21 protein-coding genes and 1 tRNA gene are annotated in these 19737 nt (G+C 44.6%); 9 read left to right on the top strand and 13 right to left on the bottom strand.

Annotation, left to right across the window (positions count from 1 at the left end; all coding sequences use genetic code 11):
* Positions 1-2: 2 nt before the first annotated feature.
* The 5 genes from ispD to folB all read right to left on the bottom strand — a co-directional run bounded on the left by ispD (position 3) and on the right by folB (position 2763).
* Positions 3-710: a 2-C-methyl-D-erythritol 4-phosphate cytidylyltransferase gene (ispD, locus tag OH461_RS16370; protein ID WP_270021642.1), complete on the bottom strand. Its 708-nt coding sequence runs from the start codon at positions 708-710 to the stop codon at positions 3-5.
* Positions 710-991 carry a cell division protein FtsB gene (gene ftsB / locus OH461_RS16365; protein WP_260260946.1) on the bottom strand — a complete coding sequence of 94 codons (282 nt, stop codon included), beginning with the start codon at positions 989-991 and terminating at the stop codon, positions 710-712. Before ftsB ends, ispD begins: the two co-directional genes overlap by 1 nt.
* Before the next feature lie 107 nt (positions 992-1098).
* Positions 1099-1902 carry an undecaprenyl-diphosphate phosphatase gene (locus OH461_RS16360; RefSeq protein WP_270021641.1) on the bottom strand — a complete coding sequence of 268 codons (804 nt, stop codon included), beginning with the start codon at positions 1900-1902 and terminating at the stop codon, positions 1099-1101.
* Between the two features lie 10 nt (positions 1903-1912).
* The gene (folK, locus tag OH461_RS16355) at positions 1913-2407 is read right to left on the bottom strand and encodes a 2-amino-4-hydroxy-6-hydroxymethyldihydropteridine diphosphokinase (RefSeq protein ID WP_270021640.1); all 495 of its coding nucleotides are present in this window, start codon (positions 2405-2407) and stop codon (positions 1913-1915) included.
* A complete protein-coding gene (gene folB, locus OH461_RS16350) occupies positions 2404-2763 on the bottom strand; it encodes a bifunctional dihydroneopterin aldolase/7,8-dihydroneopterin epimerase (RefSeq protein ID WP_270021683.1) in 360 nt (119 codons plus the stop codon). Before folB ends, folK begins: the two co-directional genes overlap by 4 nt.
* Before the next feature lie 166 nt (positions 2764-2929).
* On the opposite strand from folB, the gene plsY reads away from it, so the two are divergent.
* Positions 2930-3538: a glycerol-3-phosphate 1-O-acyltransferase PlsY gene (plsY, locus tag OH461_RS16345; protein ID WP_270021639.1), complete on the top strand. Its 609-nt coding sequence runs from the start codon at positions 2930-2932 to the stop codon at positions 3536-3538.
* A gap of 39 nt (positions 3539-3577) precedes the next feature.
* Here plsY and OH461_RS16340 read toward each other — a convergent pair whose 3' ends face one another.
* Both OH461_RS16340 and tsaD read right to left on the bottom strand, forming a co-directional pair.
* Complete coding sequence (locus OH461_RS16340; protein WP_270021638.1) at positions 3578-4396, bottom strand: alpha/beta fold hydrolase; 819 nt, start codon at positions 4394-4396, stop codon at positions 3578-3580.
* Positions 4397-4537: 141 nt separating this feature from the next.
* Positions 4538-5554, bottom strand: coding sequence for a tRNA (adenosine(37)-N6)-threonylcarbamoyltransferase complex transferase subunit TsaD (gene tsaD / locus OH461_RS16335; protein ID WP_270021637.1), 1017 nt, complete (start codon positions 5552-5554; stop codon positions 4538-4540).
* Between the two features lie 382 nt (positions 5555-5936).
* Here tsaD and rpsU point away from each other — a divergent pair, with 382 nt between their 5' ends.
* The 6 genes from rpsU to OH461_RS16305 all read left to right on the top strand — a co-directional run bounded on the left by rpsU (position 5937) and on the right by OH461_RS16305 (position 12127).
* A complete protein-coding gene (gene rpsU, locus OH461_RS16330; protein WP_001145625.1) occupies positions 5937-6152 on the top strand; it encodes a 30S ribosomal protein S21 in 216 nt (71 codons plus the stop codon).
* 25 nt (positions 6153-6177) lie between these two features.
* The gene (locus OH461_RS16325) at positions 6178-6621 is read left to right on the top strand and encodes a GatB/YqeY domain-containing protein (RefSeq protein WP_270021636.1); all 444 of its coding nucleotides are present in this window, start codon (positions 6178-6180) and stop codon (positions 6619-6621) included.
* A 121-nt stretch (positions 6622-6742) separates the two neighbouring features.
* Positions 6743-8506 carry a DNA primase gene (gene dnaG, locus OH461_RS16320; RefSeq protein WP_270021635.1) on the top strand — a complete coding sequence of 588 codons (1764 nt, stop codon included), beginning with the start codon at positions 6743-6745 and terminating at the stop codon, positions 8504-8506.
* Between the two features lie 98 nt (positions 8507-8604).
* Positions 8605-10458 carry an RNA polymerase sigma factor RpoD gene (rpoD, locus tag OH461_RS16315; protein ID WP_270021634.1) on the top strand — a complete coding sequence of 618 codons (1854 nt, stop codon included), beginning with the start codon at positions 8605-8607 and terminating at the stop codon, positions 10456-10458.
* Positions 10459-10602: 144 nt separating this feature from the next.
* Positions 10603-10678: transfer RNA gene (locus OH461_RS16310), tRNA-Ile, on the top strand.
* Between the two features lie 375 nt (positions 10679-11053).
* Positions 11054-12127 (top strand): TRAP transporter substrate-binding protein, encoded by a 1074-nt coding sequence (locus tag OH461_RS16305; RefSeq protein ID WP_270021633.1) that lies wholly within the window; start codon positions 11054-11056, stop codon positions 12125-12127.
* Positions 12128-12181: 54 nt separating this feature from the next.
* Here OH461_RS16305 and OH461_RS16300 read toward each other — a convergent pair whose 3' ends face one another.
* Genes OH461_RS16300 through OH461_RS16275 form a run of 6 tightly spaced genes read right to left on the bottom strand, consistent with a single transcriptional unit; the run spans position 12182 to position 16958 of the window.
* Entirely contained in the window at positions 12182-13348 is a 1167-nt protein-coding gene (locus OH461_RS16300; RefSeq protein WP_270021632.1) for a tetratricopeptide repeat protein, read from the bottom strand.
* Entirely contained in the window at positions 13332-14006 is a 675-nt protein-coding gene (locus OH461_RS16295; protein WP_270021631.1) for an energy transducer TonB, read from the bottom strand. The genes OH461_RS16300 and OH461_RS16295 overlap by 17 nt, the downstream gene beginning before the upstream one ends.
* Positions 13981-14382 carry an ExbD/TolR family protein gene (locus OH461_RS16290; protein WP_260260959.1) on the bottom strand — a complete coding sequence of 134 codons (402 nt, stop codon included), beginning with the start codon at positions 14380-14382 and terminating at the stop codon, positions 13981-13983. The genes OH461_RS16295 and OH461_RS16290 overlap by 26 nt, the downstream gene beginning before the upstream one ends.
* The gene (locus OH461_RS16285; protein WP_270021630.1) at positions 14366-14869 is read right to left on the bottom strand and encodes a MotA/TolQ/ExbB proton channel family protein; all 504 of its coding nucleotides are present in this window, start codon (positions 14867-14869) and stop codon (positions 14366-14368) included. The genes OH461_RS16290 and OH461_RS16285 overlap by 17 nt, the downstream gene beginning before the upstream one ends.
* The gene (locus tag OH461_RS16280) at positions 14869-16161 is read right to left on the bottom strand and encodes a MotA/TolQ/ExbB proton channel family protein (protein ID WP_270021629.1); all 1293 of its coding nucleotides are present in this window, start codon (positions 16159-16161) and stop codon (positions 14869-14871) included. The genes OH461_RS16285 and OH461_RS16280 overlap by 1 nt, the downstream gene beginning before the upstream one ends.
* Positions 16161-16958 (bottom strand): DUF3450 domain-containing protein, encoded by a 798-nt coding sequence (locus tag OH461_RS16275; RefSeq protein ID WP_270021628.1) that lies wholly within the window; start codon positions 16956-16958, stop codon positions 16161-16163. The genes OH461_RS16280 and OH461_RS16275 overlap by 1 nt, the downstream gene beginning before the upstream one ends.
* 247 nt (positions 16959-17205) lie before the next feature.
* On the opposite strand from OH461_RS16275, the gene OH461_RS16270 reads away from it, so the two are divergent.
* Complete coding sequence (locus OH461_RS16270) at positions 17206-18219, top strand: Plug domain-containing protein (RefSeq protein WP_270021627.1); 1014 nt, start codon at positions 17206-17208, stop codon at positions 18217-18219.
* On the top strand, positions 18198-19676 hold the full coding sequence (locus tag OH461_RS16265; RefSeq protein ID WP_270021626.1) for a hypothetical protein: 1479 nt from the start codon (positions 18198-18200) through the stop codon (positions 19674-19676). Before OH461_RS16270 ends, OH461_RS16265 begins: the two co-directional genes overlap by 22 nt.
* The last annotated feature ends 61 nt before the right edge of the window (positions 19677-19737 follow it).

The raw sequence follows: 19737 nt of genomic DNA, 5'->3' as shown, positions 1-19737 counted from the left end.
GGTTATCCTTTATTTCGCTTGAGATAAAACTCTGCTAACGCCAAATCTTCCGGCTGAGTAATTTTAATATTATCTGAATAGCCTTTGACTAATGCTGGAGATAAACCTTGCCATTCAAGAGCAGAGGCTTCGTCAGTAATGACTGCATTAGCGGCTAGCGCCTCACTTAAGGCTTGAGTTAGCAGCTCAGTTTTAAACATTTGTGGTGTTAATGCATGCCACAGTGCTTCTCTATCAACGGTATGGTCAATATCTTGCCCACCGTTAGCTCGTTTCATGGTGTCACGCACCGGGCTAGCAAGAATACCGCCCACCGGGTGCTGCATAGAAACTTGGATCAGTGTCGTTAAATCGTGTTCACGCACACAAGGGCGCGCCGCATCATGCACCATGACCCATTCTGCCAACTGATTTTCAGCCACATAGTTGAGGCCAGAAAGCACTGAGTCAGCACGCTCTTTTCCACCACTCACGCGAATAACGTCAGGATGAGAACTGATCGACAGTTGAGGGAAATATGGGTCGCCATCAGTAATAGCCACAATCACTTTGCTCACTTGTGAGTGGGATAATAACTTTTCGACCGTATGCTCAAGTACGGTTTGATGGTCAATGGTGAGGTATTGTTTTGGGCGGTCAGCCTGCATTCGGCTACCAACACCCGCCGCAGGAACAATCGCGACAATCGATGCGGAAGAGGATGTTGTCATTATTTATGTTCCTCTCCGATAATTCGGTAGAAGGTTTCCCCCTCTTTAACCATACCTAGTTCGTGACGAGCGCGCTCTTCAATGGCATCAAGACCTTGGCGCAAGTCATCAATTTCCGCAAACATCTCGTTATTGCGGTTTACTAAGTTCGCATTCACTTGGTTTTGAACTTCAATATCAGCCGAGACAGTTTGAAAATCAGCAATGCCATTTTTCCCCAACCACAATGTGTATTGGAGCCAACCTAGCAATAACAATAAGATCAGTGCAAAAGCTCGCATAAAGTTCTGTTAAAGAAGAGAAATAGAAAGACCACATATATACCATAATGTCGCTGTTGGCGCGAGATTGGCTTATGTGGTCTTGCTAGAGAAAAGTGACCGTTACGTTAGTTTAATGCCAAAAAAGCAAATAAACCAAAGCCTAAGATAAGTCGATAGATGACGAATGGTGTCATACCCATACGTGAGATCGCCTTAAGGAAAAGATGGATACACAAGTAAGCACTAACAAACGATGTCACAATACCCGTGATTAAGAATCCGAAATGAACAGGCTCACCACTGGTGACCAACTTCAGTCCTAAGTAACTACCCGCTAATAAGATAATAGGAATAGACATTAAAAATGAGAAACGAGCGGCCGCTTCACGAGTAAAGCCAAGGTATAAAGCTGCGGTAATGGTTGCACCTGAACGAGACGTCCCTGGAATCATTGCCATAGCCTGAGCCAAGCCAATAAATAGTGCTTTTTTCCACGTTGCTTGGTATTCGTCATCAATCAGTGCTGAGTTTTTGTCTACCCACCATAGCAACAAACCAAACACTATCGTTGTCGTCGCAATCACATAAGCGCTGCGTAAATAAAGCTCGATGAAGTCTTTTAATAGCAAGCCACATAAACCCGCAGGAATCGTCGCAAGAACAATCATCCATGCTAGCTTGGCTTCTTTACTGCGATCACCTTTAAAGATGGAGGCAAAAAACGCGGATAGAAGAGATACGACTTCAGCGCGGAAATAAATCATGACCGCTAACAGCGTACCCACATGGACAGCCACATCAAACGCTAATCCTTGATCTTCCCAGCCTAAAACCGCTGAAGGTAGAATTAAGTGTGCCGAACTAGAAATTGGCAAAAACTCGGTTAGACCTTGAATTAAGGCCAAAATAAAGGCTTCAAAATAACTCATTTCAATCTCATTAACGACTAAAAGTAAACCACGGTTCTACCGCAGTAAGTGGCTGAGAATCACTCCCAGCCTTAAAAATTTGTTCTATCGTTCTGCCATCTTCAGGCACAACTAGGTTTGGACACAGCTCGCTAAGAGGTTGAATCACAAATCGATATTTATAAATATCACACCTAGGAACTTGAGGCGACTGCTCTGAGACCTGATCACCAAACAAAATTAAATCAAGGTCAACGGTGCGTGGCTCGTATTTACCTGCATCAAGCTTTCTACCCCATTTAAGCTCAATATCACGCAGTGCCCGTGAAAATTCCATTAAGCTTAAAGAGGTTCTCAATTCTGCAACAAGATTGTAAAACGGCTCACTATCGAAACCAACCGCATCACACTCGTAAATGGTTGAAATTCTGAGTTGTTCGCCTAAATGGTCTAACTCATTGAGCGCTGCTTCAACGTGCTTTTCTCGTTCGATATTTGAACCAATGCCAATATAGGCAGTGATCATAATTGGCCTCGTTCAATCACCACACCAACCCCTTTTGCTTGAGCGACAGCGCCAGGTTTGGTCAAACGAATTTTGATCCACGGCACGTTAAACTGAATCATGATGATTTCAGCAATCTCTTCAGCGACGCGTTCAACCAATAGAAAACGACCATTTTCAATATGGTTTAATACCGCTTCACTTACTTTGGAGTAATCCAAAGCATCAACCACATCATCACTTTTGCCGGCCGGACGATTGTCATGCGCCATTTCAATATCAAGCACTAGCTTCTGTTTAATCTCTTGTTCCCAATCGTAAACACCGATCGTAGTAATCACTTCAAGTTGCTCAATAAAAACTTTGTCCATGCTAATGCTTCCTAATGGCTAGCTCTTTATAGAGGTCGGATACCCAATAAAGAGAAAAAATCGTACTATTTGCAGCACAAACTGTTATCACTAAGTAGTTTGAGCGTAGCAAGCGCGATATGATATCAATAACTTGCTTTTTAGACACCCGTTTCCATTGAGTTAACTCTTTATGACGCCATTAGCACTCGCCATGATCATTTTCGCCTACCTCTTGGGCTCGATCTCAAGTGCGGTGTTGATCTGTCGGTTGCTTAGACTACCTGACCCGCGTGGAGTAGGCTCGAACAATCCGGGCGCAACCAATGTGATGAGAATCGGCGGTAAAAAAGCAGCGCTCTCAGTACTACTGTGTGACATGCTCAAAGGGACGATCCCCGTTTGGGGGGGCTACTTCTTAAATATTGATCCTATTATCTTGGGCGTAGTGGCGATAGCAGCCTGTCTCGGACATATGTATCCGCTATTTTTCCACTTTAAAGGGGGCAAGGGAGTTGCTACTGCACTGGGTGCTATCGCTCCGATCGGATTAGATCTAACTGCAATGATCATTGTAACTTGGCTGATCGTCGCTTTCGCTTTTCGTTACTCATCTCTTGCAGCAATTGTAACGGTACTACTAGCACCTCTATTTACTTGGATGATCAAACCGCATTACACCTTACCAGTCGCCATGCTTTGCTGCTTAATTGTATTTCGACATCATCAAAACATCCGCCGCTTACTGGATGGCTCCGAGCCCAAAATTGGTGAAAAGAATACTCAAAAGGCCTCAACGTGAGGCCTTTTTTCATTTAAATCATCTTTCCGAAAGCTCGTGCTAAACCACAAATACCTTCGCTAAGAAGTCGTCTAGCATTGACGTAACAAACTCAGGTTGCTCCAAGTTAGATATATGCCCCGCTTTCGGGATCTGAATCATTTCAGAACCGCTAATACAATCGTTCATTAAGAATGACTCAAGGACAGGGCGCGGAATGTCTTCCTGACCCACAGCAATAAGCGTCGGCAGTGCAAACTTCTCAAGATCTTCAATTTGATCGCGTCGGCCAAATACCATTCGACCAATACGAGCGATTTCTACCGCTTGATCTCCGTTTAAGTTAGACAGCTTATTTCTAAATTCTGACACCAACGCAGGGTTATCTTGCTCAGCGTCATTCGCAAAAAACAGAGGTACGACGGCATCAACAATCGCCTCAGGAACCGCTCGCGCAACACTGATTGCATCTAACATAGTAAAGTATTTTTTGTGTGCCACTTCTGGCTCTAAGCCAACAAAGGTGTCCATTAATACAATACCTTTGACACGCTGCGGAGCGAGCGTGACGAGCTCACTGCCCCACATCCCGCCGACAGATAAACCTACGACCGCAAATTCTTCAATGTCTAAATGATCCAGCAGTGCCAATACTTGTTGGGCATAATCTTTAAGCGAGCGAGTCGCATTCGGTGCGAAATCAGACTCACCATGAGCCCATAACTCAGGCACGATACAACGGTAAGATTGGCTTAACGCTTCAACTTGCGGTGCCCACATCTGTGCATCCCACAGATAACTATGGCCAAAAACCACGACAGGGCCTTGGCCTATGTCCTGATAAGCCATCTGCTGGCCTTCAATAGCAAACTTATTCATTCTTCTACTCGTGCTCATAATTGATTTATAAATTCTGAATGGACATAAGGATAATGTTATCAAGCAAATAAAAAAAGCCGCTCACGGCGAACCTTGCTGAGCGGCTTACAAATAAGACGTTTGATATAAAACGATCGCTAATTATTTAATTGGATCTAATTGATCAATTGGCCAGCGTGGCGTGGCTTGTACCGAAAGATCCGCCACTTCACCATTTTTTAAACGCTGCATACCAGCATAAGCGATCATTGCACCATTATCGGTACAAAACTCGGTGCGAGGGTAGTAGACCTCACCGCCCATTTTTTCAGCCAGTTTACCTAGCTCAGCTCGTAAACGCTTGTTCGCACTTACACCGCCCGCCATTACAATGCGCTTTAAGCCCGTTTGATCAAGTGCGCGTTTACACTTAATCGACAGTGTGGCACATACCGCTTCTTCAAATGCCAAGGCAATATCAGCGCGAGTTTGATCGTCATCGCCATTAGCAGCGATCGTATTAGCAGTAAAGGTTTTAAGACCAGAAAAGCTCATATCTAAGCCCGGACGATCTGTCATAGGACGTGGGAACTTAAAACGACCCGGCGTGCCTTTTTCTGCCAATTTAGATAGCAGCGGACCGCCTGGGTAATCTAAGCCCATTAGTTTCGCAGTTTTATCAAACGCTTCACCAGCCGCATCATCAATAGATTCACCAAGAATGGTGTATTCACCAATACCTTGCACTTCAACAATCATTGAATGACCACCAGAAACCAAAACCGCAACAAATGGGAATAGCGGAGGGTTGTCTTCTAGCATTGGCGCAAGCAAGTGCCCTTCCATATGGTGAACAGGTACCGCAGGAACACCCCATGCGTAAGCAAGGCTGCGACCAATGGTTGCACCAACCAGCAATGCTCCCACTAAACCAGGGCCAGCCGTATAAGCAATACCATCAATATCGTTGGGCGTAAGATTCGCATCTGCCATTGCCGCTTTAATCAAAGGAATGGTTTTCTTTACGTGGTCTCGTGATGCTAGCTCAGGAACTACACCACCATAGTCAGCATGCAGTTTTACCTGGCTGTACAGCTGGTGGGAAAGTAGCCCTTTTTCATCGTCATAAATAGCGATGCCCGTTTCATCACATGAGGTCTCGATACCGATAATACGCATGGTTAACTCAGATGCTTCTGTCTTCTATTTTAAAATTGGCGCAATCTTACCTTGCCTTGGCCTAGCAAACAAATGTTGACCATCTTGATTGACGCTCAAAAATCGTTACAAAAACTCATTGAGCCATCTTTGTTAACCCCAAATCTCACCTACTCTCAGTCGCTTATTTACTGCTAGAATAAGGAAAATTTTCCTTTCCTCGCTTTAATAAGCGCATCGGTTAACTTTCGACGAGTATATAATCGACAAAGTGCTTTACAAAGCCGTAGTGATCGGATTAAAATTCCGCACCATTTTTGATCAAGCTGGTTTGAGACCAAACAAAACTGTTTGGCTCACTAACGTTCCAGCATTAACGAATAACCCCTGAGGTGAAAGGCATATGCCAGTAGTTAAAGTACGTGAAAACGAACCGTTCGACGTTGCACTACGTCGTTTCAAACGCTCTTGCGAAAAAGCAGGTATCCTTTCTGAAGTGCGTCGTCGTGAGCACTACGAAAAACCAACTACAGTTCGCAAACGCGCTAAAGCAGCTGCTCAAAAGCGTCACGCTAAGAAGCTAGCTCGCGAAAACGCTCGTCGCGTTCGCCTGTACTAATCACTAAGTTTAAAAGGATTTAGTGATGGCTCTGATTGATAAACTCAAAGATGAGCAAAAATTAGCGATGAAAGCCAAGGACAAAGTTCGCCTTGGCACTATTCGTTTAGCTCTAGCAGCAATTAAGCAACGTGAAGTTGACGAACGGATTACTCTGAACGACGACGACATCCTTGCTGTGCTGACGAAGTTAGTTAAACAACGTCGCGACTCTGTCGCTCAATACGAATCAGCGGGTCGTCAAGATTTAGCTGACGTGGAAAAAGCAGAAATTACTGTGCTTGAGGACTTTATGCCTCGACCACTGACCGATGAAGAAGTTGCCGCTCTGGTTGACAGTGCAGTAGCAGAATCTGGTGCAGCGGGCATGCAAGACATGGGCAAGGTAATGGGCGTTCTTAAACCACAAATTCAAGGGCGTGCAGATATGGGTAAAGTAAGTGGTTTAGTTCGCGCTAAACTGGCTTAATTTCCCAGACCCATTTGCAACAAGCCGTGCAATCCGATGGAACGCACGGCTTGTTTGTATTCAGGATTTAAGGTCAATAGGCCTTCCTTCATTCACAGTTAGTGCATTTTTCTAAGGTTTTATGGCAGGACACATCCCTCGTAGTTTCATAGATGATCTGCTCGCTCGGCTTGATATCGTCGATATCATTGATGCACGCGTAAAACTTAAGAAAAAAGGCAAAAACTACAGCGCTTGCTGCCCTTTCCATAACGAAAAGACCCCTTCTTTTAGTGTTAGCCAAGAGAAACAGTTTTATCACTGCTTCGGTTGTGGCGTACACGGCAACGCCATCGACTTCTTGATGGAATACGAACGTTTAGAGTTTGTAGAAGCCATTGAAGAGTTGGCCTCATTCCTTGGATTGGAAGTACCGCGCGAACAACGCCAAGGCGGATCGTTTCGTAACGATCAGCCGCAAGCCAATAGCGAACAAAAGCGCAATCTTTACGATCTTTTAGGCAGTATTGCCCAGTTCTACCGTGATCAACTTAAGCAACCAAGCAGTAAGATCGCCATCGATTATTTAAAAGATCGTGGCTTATCCGGTGAGATCGTACAGAAATTTGGCGTTGGCTATGTAGCTGACGAGTGGGATCTTGTTCGTAAGAACTTTGGCCAGCAAAAGCAAACTCAAGACATGCTTGTCACTGGCGGTATGTTGATTGAGAACGATAAAGGCAACCGCTATGATCGCTTTCGCGGTCGTGTCATGTTCCCTATTCGTGATCGTCGTGGTCGAGTGATTGGTTTTGGTGGTCGTGTTCTAGGTGATGGTACACCTAAATACCTCAACTCACCTGAGACACCAATCTTCCATAAAGGCAAGGAACTTTATGGTTTATATGAAGTTCTTCAAGCATACCGTGAACCATCTCGAATCCTTGTCGTAGAAGGTTATATGGATGTAGTCGCGCTTGCTCAATATGGCGTAGATTACTCTGTTGCCTCGCTAGGTACGTCAACAACCGGTGATCATTTACAGATCCTATTTCGACAAACCAGTCATGTAGTTTGTTGTTATGACGGTGACCGAGCTGGCCGCGACGCGGCATGGCGCGCAATGGAAAATGCCTTGCCGTACTTAACCGACGGTCGGCAGTTAAAATTTATGTTTTTACCTGATGGCGAAGACCCAGATTCATACATTCGCCAACATGGTAAAGAAGCTTTTGAACAGCAAGTTGATAGTGCAATGTCATTATCTGACTTCATGTTCAATTCGTTGATGCAGCAAGTTGATGTGTCAACGAAAGAAGGGATGGCTAAGCTGACAAGTTTAGCTGTACCCCTCATTGATAAAGTACCTGGCGGAACTTTACGTCTCTACTTAAGAGACTTATTAGGTAAACGCTTAGGTCTTATGGATGAACGTCAGCTCCAACAATTGATAAGCAAACAAGGCAAGGAAGAAACCCGACCTCAGCCGCATAAAGAGATCAAACGCACGCCAATGCGTGAGGTGATCGCTTTGCTTATTCAGAATCCGAGCTATGCTGAAATGGTACCTGACCTCACAAGTGTGAGAGATACCGCGCTTCCTGGCTTAAGTTTATTCATTGAGGTGCTTGAATATTGTCAACAGCATCCCCATATCAAGACAGGCCAATTGCTAGAGCATTGGCGAAACAGTAACCAAGAACCGTTACTGGCTCGTCTCGCAGGATGGGAAATCCCTCTCGATGACGATAATGAACAAGATATATTTTTAGACTCATTGGATAACATTATTTGCCAGTGCGTCGAAAAACAAATTGAAAACCTGCAAGCCAAAGAAAGAAGCATCGGTTTATCAACCGACGAAAGAAGGGAGCTGCTAGCACTAATGCTAGATTTGAAAGCGTAACCCTGTTTAATTAGGCAGCAATCAATTAATTTGTTAATATGTATGGTTTGCATCTCGCATACTAATTCCTTCACCAGATACTAAGTTGGATACCGTCTATGGATCAAAATCCGCAGTCACAGCTAAAACAACTTGTCATTAAAGGCAAGGAACAAGGCTATCTGACCTACGCAGAAGTAAACGACCACCTGCCAGCAGAAATCGTAGATTCTGAGCAGGTTGAAGATATCATTCAGATGATTAATGACATGGGTATTCGAGTGGTGGAAACTGCTCCTGATGCCGATGATCTTGCATTGAATGATGATGACACCATTACCGATGAAGACGCTGCAGAAGCAGCCGCTGCTGCACTTTCAAGTGTAGAGAACGAGATTGGCCGTACCACTGACCCAGTGCGCATGTACATGCGAGAGATGGGTACTGTTGAGCTACTAACTCGTGAAGGCGAAATCGACATCGCTAAGCGTATTGAAGATGGTATTAACCAAGTTCAAAACGCGGTGGCTGAGTACCCAGGTACTATCCCATACATTCTTGAACAGTTTGATCGTATTCAAGCTGAAGAGCTTCGCCTAACTGACCTTATTACCGGTTTCGTTGATCCTGACGCTGATGAGACTGCAGCACCAACTGCAACGCACATCGGTTCAGAGCTTGCTGAGTCTGATCTAGAAGATGAAGACGAAGAAAAAGAAGAGGACGCTGAAGACGACGAGGATGAGGAAGAAGAAGATACAGGTATTGATCCAGAATTAGCTCTGGAAAAATTCACGGCTCTTCGCAATGCTCACCAAAACCACCAGCTAGCAGTGAACGAGTACGGCTCTGAAAGCCCGAAAGCGACAATTGCGCATGAAATGGTTATCGACGTTTTCAAAGAATTCCGTCTAACACCAAAACAGTTCGACTACCTAGTAGAAGAGCTGCGTACTTCAATGGAACGCGTTCGCACTCAAGAACGTCTTATCATGAAGACGACGGTTGAATACGGTAAGATGCCGAAGAAATCTTTCATTGCACTCTTTACAGGCAACGAGTCAAGCGAAGCATGGTTAGATGAAGTTCTTTCTTCTGATAAACCATACGCGGACAAAGTAAAAAAGAGCGAAGAAGACATCCGCCGCTCTATTACTAAGCTGAAAATCATTGAAGAAGAAACGTCACTGACGGTTCAGAACATCAAAGATATCAGCCGTCGTATGTCTATCGGTGAAGCAAAAGCTCGCCGTGCGAAGAAAGAGATGGTTGAAGCGAACTTACGTCTAGTAATCTCGATTGCTAAGAAGTACACCAACCGTGGTCTGCAATTCTTGGATCTTATCCAAGAAGGTAACATCGGCCTAATGAAAGCGGTTGATAAGTTCGAATACCGCCGTGGTTACAAGTTCTCGACTTACGCAACGTGGTGGATCCGTCAGGCAATCACTCGTTCAATCGCGGACCAAGCACGTACGATCCGTATTCCAGTACACATGATCGAAACGATCAACAAGCTAAACCGTATCTCTCGTCAAATGCTACAAGAGATGGGTCGTGAGCCATTACCGGAAGAACTGGCTGAACGCATGCAAATGCCTGAAGACAAGATCCGTAAAGTGCTGAAGATCGCTAAAGAGCCAATCTCAATGGAAACGCCAATCGGTGATGACGAAGATTCGCATCTAGGTGATTTCATCGAAGATACTACGCTTGAGTTGCCACTAGACTCAGCTACATCTGGTAGCCTAAAAGTCGCGACAAAAGACGTACTAGCGGGTCTAACGCCACGTGAAGCAAAAGTACTTCGTATGCGCTTTGGTATCGATATGAACACTGACCACACTCTAGAAGAAGTGGGTAAGCAGTTCGACGTTACTCGTGAACGTATCCGTCAGATTGAAGCAAAAGCACTGCGTAAACTTCGTCACCCTAGCCGCTCAGAAACTCTGCGCAGCTTCCTAGACGAGTAATACAGCAACGCGAATGATAAAAGGTGAGCAATAGCTCACCTTTTTTGTAGCTAGATCGCTTAAGTGACCAAAAACTAAACGGAATTGACCCTTGTAGCGGCTAGACACTCTAAGGCTCATCCCCTATAATCATTCACCTAATTTGGCCCCTTAGCTCAGTGGTTAGAGCAGTCGACTCATAATCGATTGGTCCCCAGTTCAAGTCTGGGAGGGGCCACCAAATTCAAGAAAGCCGGAATCGTTCATTACGACTCCGGCTTTTTTATTGCTTTGAATTTCTTCATCATCTTTACTTCAAATAGCATCCGATAATCATCCCGTCGGTTTCCTCTAAGTGAAAAGCAGCAAACTGATTCGACTTTGCCGTGACCATAACAACAGAATTCAAATTACGATTTTCTACTGCGTTTTTCTTCATATTCACAGTTGATGGCCTATTCAAGAGTTAATCGCCTACACACTTAACTATTCAAATAAGATTGATAAACGTTTTGTACTTATTAATTTAGTTCAGCTCCGTTTTACATGACTTGACGACTCAGCATTGAATGAGACTCTAGCCAAGCAAGTAAAGTCATAACAGGAAGTTATAACAATGAATAAGTGGATCAAACACACACTCGTTAGCCTTGCTGGGGTATCCCTAGCATTAGGTTCGTTCTCAGCCCTCGCCCAAGAGAAAGTTTACCGTCTAAAACTCGCTGAAACTTGGGGCCCAAACACACCAATACTTGGTGACGCTTCAAAGAACATGGCGAAGCTCGCCGAAGAGATGTCTAACGGCAGACTGCAAATTCGCATCGATTCTGCCAACAAGCATAAAGCGCCTTTAGGCATTTTCGATATGGTTAAATCCGGCCAATACGACCTTGGCCACTCTTCGTCTTACTACTGGAAAGGTAAAGTGCCAAACACACTTTACTTCTCTGCTATGCCTTTTGGCATGATGTCTACAGAGCAATACGCTTGGTTCTATCGTGGAGGTGGCTTAGAGCTGATGCAAGAGGTCTATGCACCACATAATTTGCTCTCGTTCCCCGGCGGCAACTCTGATATTCAGATGGGCGGTTGGTTTAAAAAAGAGATCAATACGATTGATGACCTAAAGGGCCTGAAAATGCGTATTCCAGGTTTCGCAGGTGAAGTAATGGCTCGCGTAGGCGCAAAGCCAACCAACATCGCACCGGGTGAACTATACACCTCATTAGAACGAGGCACGATTGATGCACTTGAATGGGCAGGCCCTGCCTTTGACCTACGTATGGGTTTTCACAAAATTGCCTCTTACTACTACACCGCTTGGCATGAACCAGGCTCGGAAACTCAGTTCTTAGTCAACAAGAAGACTTGGGACAAGTTACCTGCCGATCTACAAGTGATTTTGGAGACCGCCTTCCGAGTCGCAGCGTTTGATATGTACACCCAAGCCATTGATGCCAATGCAAACAGCTGGGCGTCAATGAGTGAACAATACCCAGACATCAAAGTTCTAGACTTCCCGCCAGAAGTATTGAATCACCTCAATAAAGAAAAGCAGCAGTTGTTAGAAGAGTTGGCAGCGTCAGACCCACTGGCACAACGTATTATCGACTCACAAGTGAAATACCTATCCAAAGTGCGTGCTTGGACAGACATTTCAACCAAGGCTTATTTGAACACCAACCCCTAAGCTCTCTGTAGCGAGCGGACAATAAAAAGGGCTGCGTTGGCAGCCCTTGCGTATTTATGATTGAGTTAAGTAATCAATCTGAACCAACCACTGTTTGGCTAGCTCTTTATATTGCGTCCCTTCTAAGCGCTTAAATGCTTGTCGAGCTTGTGGCCAGCGTTTCATCTCAAACTCACTGATCGCCACAAGTAAAAACCAGTAATGGTTACTCTTTTTCTTAGCATCAAGGTGACTAAACATCTCTATCGCTTGTTGCCATTGACCTTGCTGATAAGCAAGAAGACCACGAGTGGTATAGCTGTTCTTCTTGTTTGACTTCGCTAGCCACTGCGCCGCTTTCTGTTTATCCCTCGCTAACAAGTAGCTTTGAGTGAGTAATGGCGCATAATGATCATGCTTGGCTAACTCTGGGTGCGATTCCAGCACTTTTACTGCACGTATCGCCGCTTCATGGCGCAGTAATAACTGGCTATAAAGCAATATAGAGCGTTCAGGTAACCGCTTGGCTTTATAAGCACTACCTAGCACCGCCAACGCTTTTTTATCGTTATCCAATTTCAAAAAAGAGTAGGCGTATTTCTCCCAGTACTCTGATTTACCTGAATAACGCTCGACCATCTTACTCAACACCGAATTCACTTTGCGCCAGTTTTTTAGCTGTTGGTAGCAGCCTAACAAAAAACGATAACGCTGCTCTGTTGCTTGATAGCGAACTCCTTGCTCCATAGCGCTCGCCGCAGATTTAAACTGCTCACGATTATAAAGGCTGTATGCTTTTAGCGAATAAAGCTCGGCGTAATCCGCCGATTTCGGCTTATCTTTCGCTTCATACTTGTAGCTAAGCCATTGACCCGCTCGTTTAATTACGGTTGTGTAATCTTGAGTTTGGTAATGAAGCTGCGCTGACAAACGGGCTAGCTGCTGCTTTTTATCCGCCTGTTCAGTGAGGTTAAGCAAACGCTCGACTGAACGTGCTGCGCACTGATAACGGTTCAATGCGATACAAGCTTGCACATGCAGGTACGCCGCCATCTGCTGTGATGACTTATCAGCTGATGCGACTTGCTTTTCAAACAACTCAACGGCTTGCAATGTCGCTAGCGGATCTTTTTGTAACTGAGCTTGCAAGCGCTGATAAGTTTGATAGTAGCGAGCTTCGTTTGCTGATACTGCACTTGAAAACAAAACCAGCACGAGCAGCAGACTATTTTTCCAGTTCATAACGTATGGTTATCCTCTGCCATTGGGTAGTTCCAGGTGCAGCAAAACGCCAACGAATCACGGCACGTTTTGCAGAGCGAGCAAAAACACCTTTTGGCTGCTCATCCAGCACTTGAATATCCTCTGCTCGGCCATCTGTTGCGACTTTAATTTTTAAGGTGACATAACCTTCAATCGCATTCTGCTTCGCTTTTGTGGGGTATTGTGGCGGAACCTGAAACACTGGCTTAGCTTGTGCCAACGCACTGCTCATCACACTACCTTCCGCTTTGCCTTTCGGACTAAACGTCAAGCTCACTAGATTTAAATCTGGCTTTGATTTATCTATCGGCACCTTAATATCAGGAATAGCCACTGTGGTATCCATATTAAGTGTCGAAAGATTTAACACCGTCGGGGGCGGAGGCATTGACGTATTTTGCGGTGCTTGGCTTACCTCAAAAATCTGCTCAATTTCAGGTTCAGGCGCATCAGCTTGGCGTGGCTGAAAAACCGCAGCCAAGCTGACGGTCTTTCTTGTCTCTACTTTATGTTTGCCAATCGTTAGCCAATACATCAAGCTGATCAAGACTAGATTCACAACCAATGCAGACAACCAAAATAGGGCCTGCTTGGACAAGCCCAATCGTGCGTTAGGATTCGGTAGCAACAGCGACATTGTTCACTCCCGCAATTCTCACTTTATCGATCACTTGGATCAAACGACCACTGTCTACCGACTTATCGACATCAATCACGACTGAAACATTGTTTGCTTGAGAGGCTTTTTGCTTCACCCGTGCAGTTAACATCGACACTTCGACATTCTGATTGTCTAACCAGACTTGACCTTGATCATCAATCGTCACCATTACTGACACACTCGAAATAGCATCGGTCACTTGGCTATTTGGTCGCTCTACTTTGATTTGATTTTGCTGTTGGAAAGAAGCCGACAAAATAAAGAAGATCAATAAGATAAACACCACATCAATCAGCGGGGTCATATCAACATTGGCTTGTTCACCACCATCACCACTATGACGATAACGCATGGTTCACCTCCAATTGAGCACGCAGTTGAGCCAAATGACGCGACTTACGCTGATTCAGGTTATGCACGAAATATAGCCCTGATAAAGCAGTGACTAAGCCACATAAAGTTGTCAGCAATGCTTGAGAAATACCACCCGATAACTGACGCTGAATGTCTAGTTGATCTAACTGACGAAAGCTTTCAATCATGCCATCAACAGTACCTAGTAAGCCAAGCAACGGTAGAATTTTCACCATCACAGAGATCCAAGCTAGGCCTTGATTCAACTGCTGCTCAGCTTGGTTTAGCCATGTCGTGCAAACTTGCTGGTAAGCTTTATTGGATAAATTCGCAGCACATTGTTTGTACTGACTCAAAGCAATATCAAATTGCTGACGGCTATGATTTTGATTGGCGTAGGAACGTACGATAAGCCACCACATGATGGTAGACAGACCGATAATACCCCATACCAAAGGACCCGCTCGTAAAATAAAGTCGAACATTACGAGTCCTTTTGAGCCTGTTGTTGACGCAGTACAATAAGGCCAGCACTTTGCTGTTCAAGCACTTCAATCAACTGATTGCTTTGCGCTTTTAAACCGCAATGCAGCAATAGAAGCGGTACTGCAACCATCAGGCCGAGTTCGGTGGTCAATAGTGCCTGAGAAATACCACCGGATAGCAACTGGCTGTCAGCACTACCATGCTCGGTTATCACACGGAATGTTTCAATCATGCCGCCTACAGTACCCAGTAGACCAAGCAATGGAGGGATACTCGCAAATACTGCCAAGCTACCAACACCAAACTTAAACTTAGGCACTTCTTTGAGGACAGCTTCATCAATCACCGCATCAAGCTGCTCTAAAGAGCTCTTTTCAGTTGCAAGAATCACTCGACCTAAAGCGTTATCATCACGAGCTTCACTCTGATTCATTTGCTGCTTAATGGCTTGTTTTTCTTTACGCAATACAAGGCCACGCCCTAGCGCAATCACAACACCAGTTAAGCCAACTAAACCAATAAGAATACCAACAACACCTGCCGGTGCTAGACGTTCAAACCAAGTGGGAGCAACCGCTTCTTGTGCCAATAAAGCGCCAAAGCTTGGGTCAATGACACTCTGCTGTGAAGAAATATCACGATTTGGCTGCGGGGTCATTTGCGCCCACATTTGCTCGCCCGCTAAATACGTTAGCCATTGACGTTGATCCGCAGTAGAGGCATAGGCAGTAAAAGGACCAAATTGAGTAACGTTTGACTGCTGTGGTAAACCATCAGGTAATACAACCGTTTGTTCACTTTGCAGTACCTTACCCGACAGGACGATTTGCTCAGTTAATGCCAGCCAAAGCGACTTGATTTGGGCAATATCCACGGATTGTTCTTCGACGGTTTTAAATCCAGACTGGTCATGTTGCCAAAGGCCGTGGGGCATAGTGCGCTGCAACATCAAATCGCTATGTTCCACTACATGTTTAAATACGCTGGCCATCGCATCACGCTGAGTTTGATACTGGCTACGGCGCTGTTTGAGCTTTTCCTGCAAGGCCAAGATCTGATCTTCCAAGGCAATGTTGGCTTGGTTAGTGGCTGCCAATTTTTGCGTGGCTTGGTTGAGGTTTTTTTCTACTTGCTTAAGTTCAACGCGAGCATGATTAACAGACTGCTGCGCCTGTTGCTTTTCAATCACACTGCCCTGTCGAACTTGCTGAAGCACTTGATCCATCGACGAATTTGCCATAGCAAATTGACTGCTCACTAAAGTAAGAGCTAATACTGTAATGCGCTTCATTATTTCGCCTCCACAATAGGTTGAGACGACATTGGAGGAAGGATAAGAACTTGAGGAAGAACGTTACCCATCGCCATTGAACTCGCTTGTTCTAGGTGTGGAATCCAATCCGATGATAGCGCTTCCCAATGTCCTTGCAGCCCTTCTCGACTCGCTTGCCATTGAGCAGCTTGTTGACCATCTGTCGTGACATAGTAAAAACCCAAACGTCCAATACGAACATAATTAACCAGTCGCTGGTCTAACTTGCCTTGCCAACTTTCGGTGGTGTAACCATAGCTAAGCTCAACTTGGTAAGCGTCTAAAATAGCGAGCATTTTGTCGCCTTCACTCAAACTTGAATCCGCTACCAAATGATGAAGGTTATCCAAGCGAGCTTGGCGCTCATCAACCAAAAATGGCGCGTCGGCGGAGATAATGTTGTCTAGTGCGGCAACCATATCCTCCATTAAAGGAGCAAGTGTCATACGAGTATTACGCAGCTGTGCTTGCTTCGATTCGATATCAAGCAACGCACTTTCTAATGAAGCCACTTGCTTCATCAGTAACTGATTATATTTATCTGCTAACTGCTGCTCTCGCAGAGTTTGACGATATTGACCAATTAATGCCTGAGTTTTGTCATCCAATGACTCAATTTTAATTTGTGCCGACTGACTCGCATTTACGCCCTTTGTATCTTCACTTAATACTGAATTTAATTTCTGCGCAAACGTTTCACTAGAAAATATGAGTAAAACAGACAGGCTTAATAACAGAGCAGAATATCCAGCCCTGTTTCTATAGGTTGAAAACAAAATGTAATCTCCGACATCACTATTATTCAATACATACAATTAACAACTAAAGCCGATTATTTTTAACCGATTCAACCAGTCTATTGTTCTGTATATTTAATTCTATGAATTTTATCACTTAGCCGAAATGATAACAATTGCCATTAAGATTTACATTATGATATCGTGCCGCGAAATAGTGGATAGACCTATAAAAAGCCACCAAGACAGAACATAAATCAACTATCACAAACATAGACAGAATGATATGAAACAAGCAACAGCTCTCCTGTTAGGCTTGTTCAGCGCCGTAAACAGTTACGCTGAACAACCTAATGAACAAGAAGTGGTGGTGAAAGATAAAGTTGAAGCCCCTCTCACAAATAAACAAACGCTTAACTCAGAGGATATAAATAAACGTCCGACGGGTGACGGTAATATTACCGACTTATTAAAAACCAATCCCGGTGTACAATTTTCTAATAGCGCGAACAATGGCATGACTCAAGGCGAAATTAAGCCCGGTGATATTTCCATTCATGGTTCTACTTCGTACCAAAACTCTTTTACCTTGGATGGTATGAGCATCAATAACGATATTGATCCAGCTGATAATAAATTAGGCGTCACTAACAGCAACCTATCATCTGATGAACAAGGTTTTTATTTAGATAGTCGCTTGATCGATAGCGTGACGGTTTATGACGCAAACATCCCAGCTGAATTTGGCGGCTTTACTGGCGGTGTTGTCGAAACGAAAAGCCGCAGTTGGCAAGGCGGTACATCAGCGAACGTTTACTACCGACAAACAGATTCTGATTGGAATAAAACTCACGTAGACGACAAGCTTGAGTTTGATACTAAAAACAATGACATGAGCAACCCTGCTCGCTTCCAACCGGACTATATAAAACGCAGCTATGGCGTAAGCTTTGAAACGGGCATTACTGATGATCTTGGCTTGGTCGCATCTATCTCCCGCAGAACATCTTCTATACCTATGGCGCGAATAGGTGGTAAGAGCATTGTGTTGGAAGGAAGCAAACTCACCGGGTTTGAGTATCAAGATTCGGTAGAAGATCAAACTCGCGTCTCTGATAACTTCTTCACTAAACTGACTTGGTACGCGACGCCAAGAACAACAGCAAACCTAAGTGTTGCCATTTCTCAGTATGAGTCAGAACTATTTATGAATGGCGTCGCAAATTCAGATTACATAGACGAACACGATGGCATTTCGACTACCTGCAAATCGAACATATGTTTGATTCCGGTACTTTAGACATTAATCTTGGCCATCAAGATATGCGTGACAAACGTACCAGCGAACAAAACTACTTCGTACAGCTAGAAGATTTCACTGATTGGCAAAATCCAGTCACTTACGCTTCTGGCGGTCCTGGTAACTTGCTTACAGAACAGGCGAACTCTACCTTTAAAGGCAAATTTTCATTCAACCCTATCGCTTTAGGTGAAGTGACAAATCAAATCAATATCGGCGGAGAAGTAACCCATACAAAAGCGAGTTTCATTCGAGATGAGACGTACTTCCGCAATGGTTATCGTGGTATGTGGGATATGATGGATCTCCTCAGTAATGCTAACCAAGTCGACGCTTTCTTCGCAGGTACTTACACCACTAAATACACCAATACCTCGCTATTTGCTGAAGACATCATTAAGTACCAGAACCTAACGTTACGCCCAGGTATCCGTATCGATCGCGACGACTTTGTTCGAAATACCAATATCGCTCCTCGAATGACGGCAAGCTTAGATGTTAACAGCGATGGCGCAACGGTTGTGACTGCAGGCATGAACCGCTACTACGGCCGTTCGATGCTGACTTACGCTTTGTATGAAGGACAAAACGCAGGCCTAAAACACTGTTACGTGACATGTAACCCTAACAGTGAAGAGCAGGATGCTTGGATTGCTACGCAAGACTACGAAGGCATGGATCAACTTGATACACCATACAATGACGAATTCACCATCGGTCTTCAACAAATGTGGCGCAATAGTATTTGGTCGTTGAATTACGTATACCGTGAAGGTCACGATGAAGTGCGCAGCCGTCCTAAATATCCAGGTACTACTGATGGTGATCTAGCACGAATCAAAACGTTTGATAACGGCGGCGAAACCGTTCACAACAGCGTATCTCTGACTGTACGCAACCGTCTACCAGTCGAAATCATCCAAACTCAGAATACACTAAGTGCCTCTTTAGTTTGGCAAGATACGCAAAGTAATACACCAAGTGATATGGGTTATGCCGCTTATGATCCAAACATTAACCTTGATTACGACAAAGTAATGTATGACGGCAATATTATCAGTGCTGCCGATCTGCCAAGTACCGATTTCAATGCCCCTTGGCGTGCAAACTTCGAGTTGATTACTCAACTTCCTCAATATGGCATGACCGTTTACAACCTTTGGCAATGGCAAGAAGGTCGAGACCAGGCCACACGTCACGACAATGACTACGCGATTGATCCTTCAACGGGTAAGCAGGTTCGCGAATACCAAAAAGTTGAGTTCTCAGACACCTTCCGTTGGGACTTAAAAGCCGAATGGAAACCTAGCTTTGCCAAGGGAGCCGCTGTCTCTGCTGAGATCACTAACTTACTCAATAATAAGAACGCGACTGACTCATTCGTTTCCGGTGGTGAAGTTTACCGTACCTACGAAGCAGGTCGTCAGTTCTGGTTACAAGCAAGCTACGACTACTAAATAAAACAATCCTTATATGGGCAGGATCTCCTGCCCTTTCCTGATCGTGGTGTTGGCATAA

Source organism: Vibrio sp. LaRot3, from assembly GCF_027587025.1.
Taxonomy (GTDB): domain Bacteria; phylum Pseudomonadota; class Gammaproteobacteria; order Enterobacterales; family Vibrionaceae; genus Vibrio.
The sequence above is the reverse complement of the archived record's forward strand: the minus strand, read 5'-3'. Positions and strand labels throughout refer to the sequence as shown.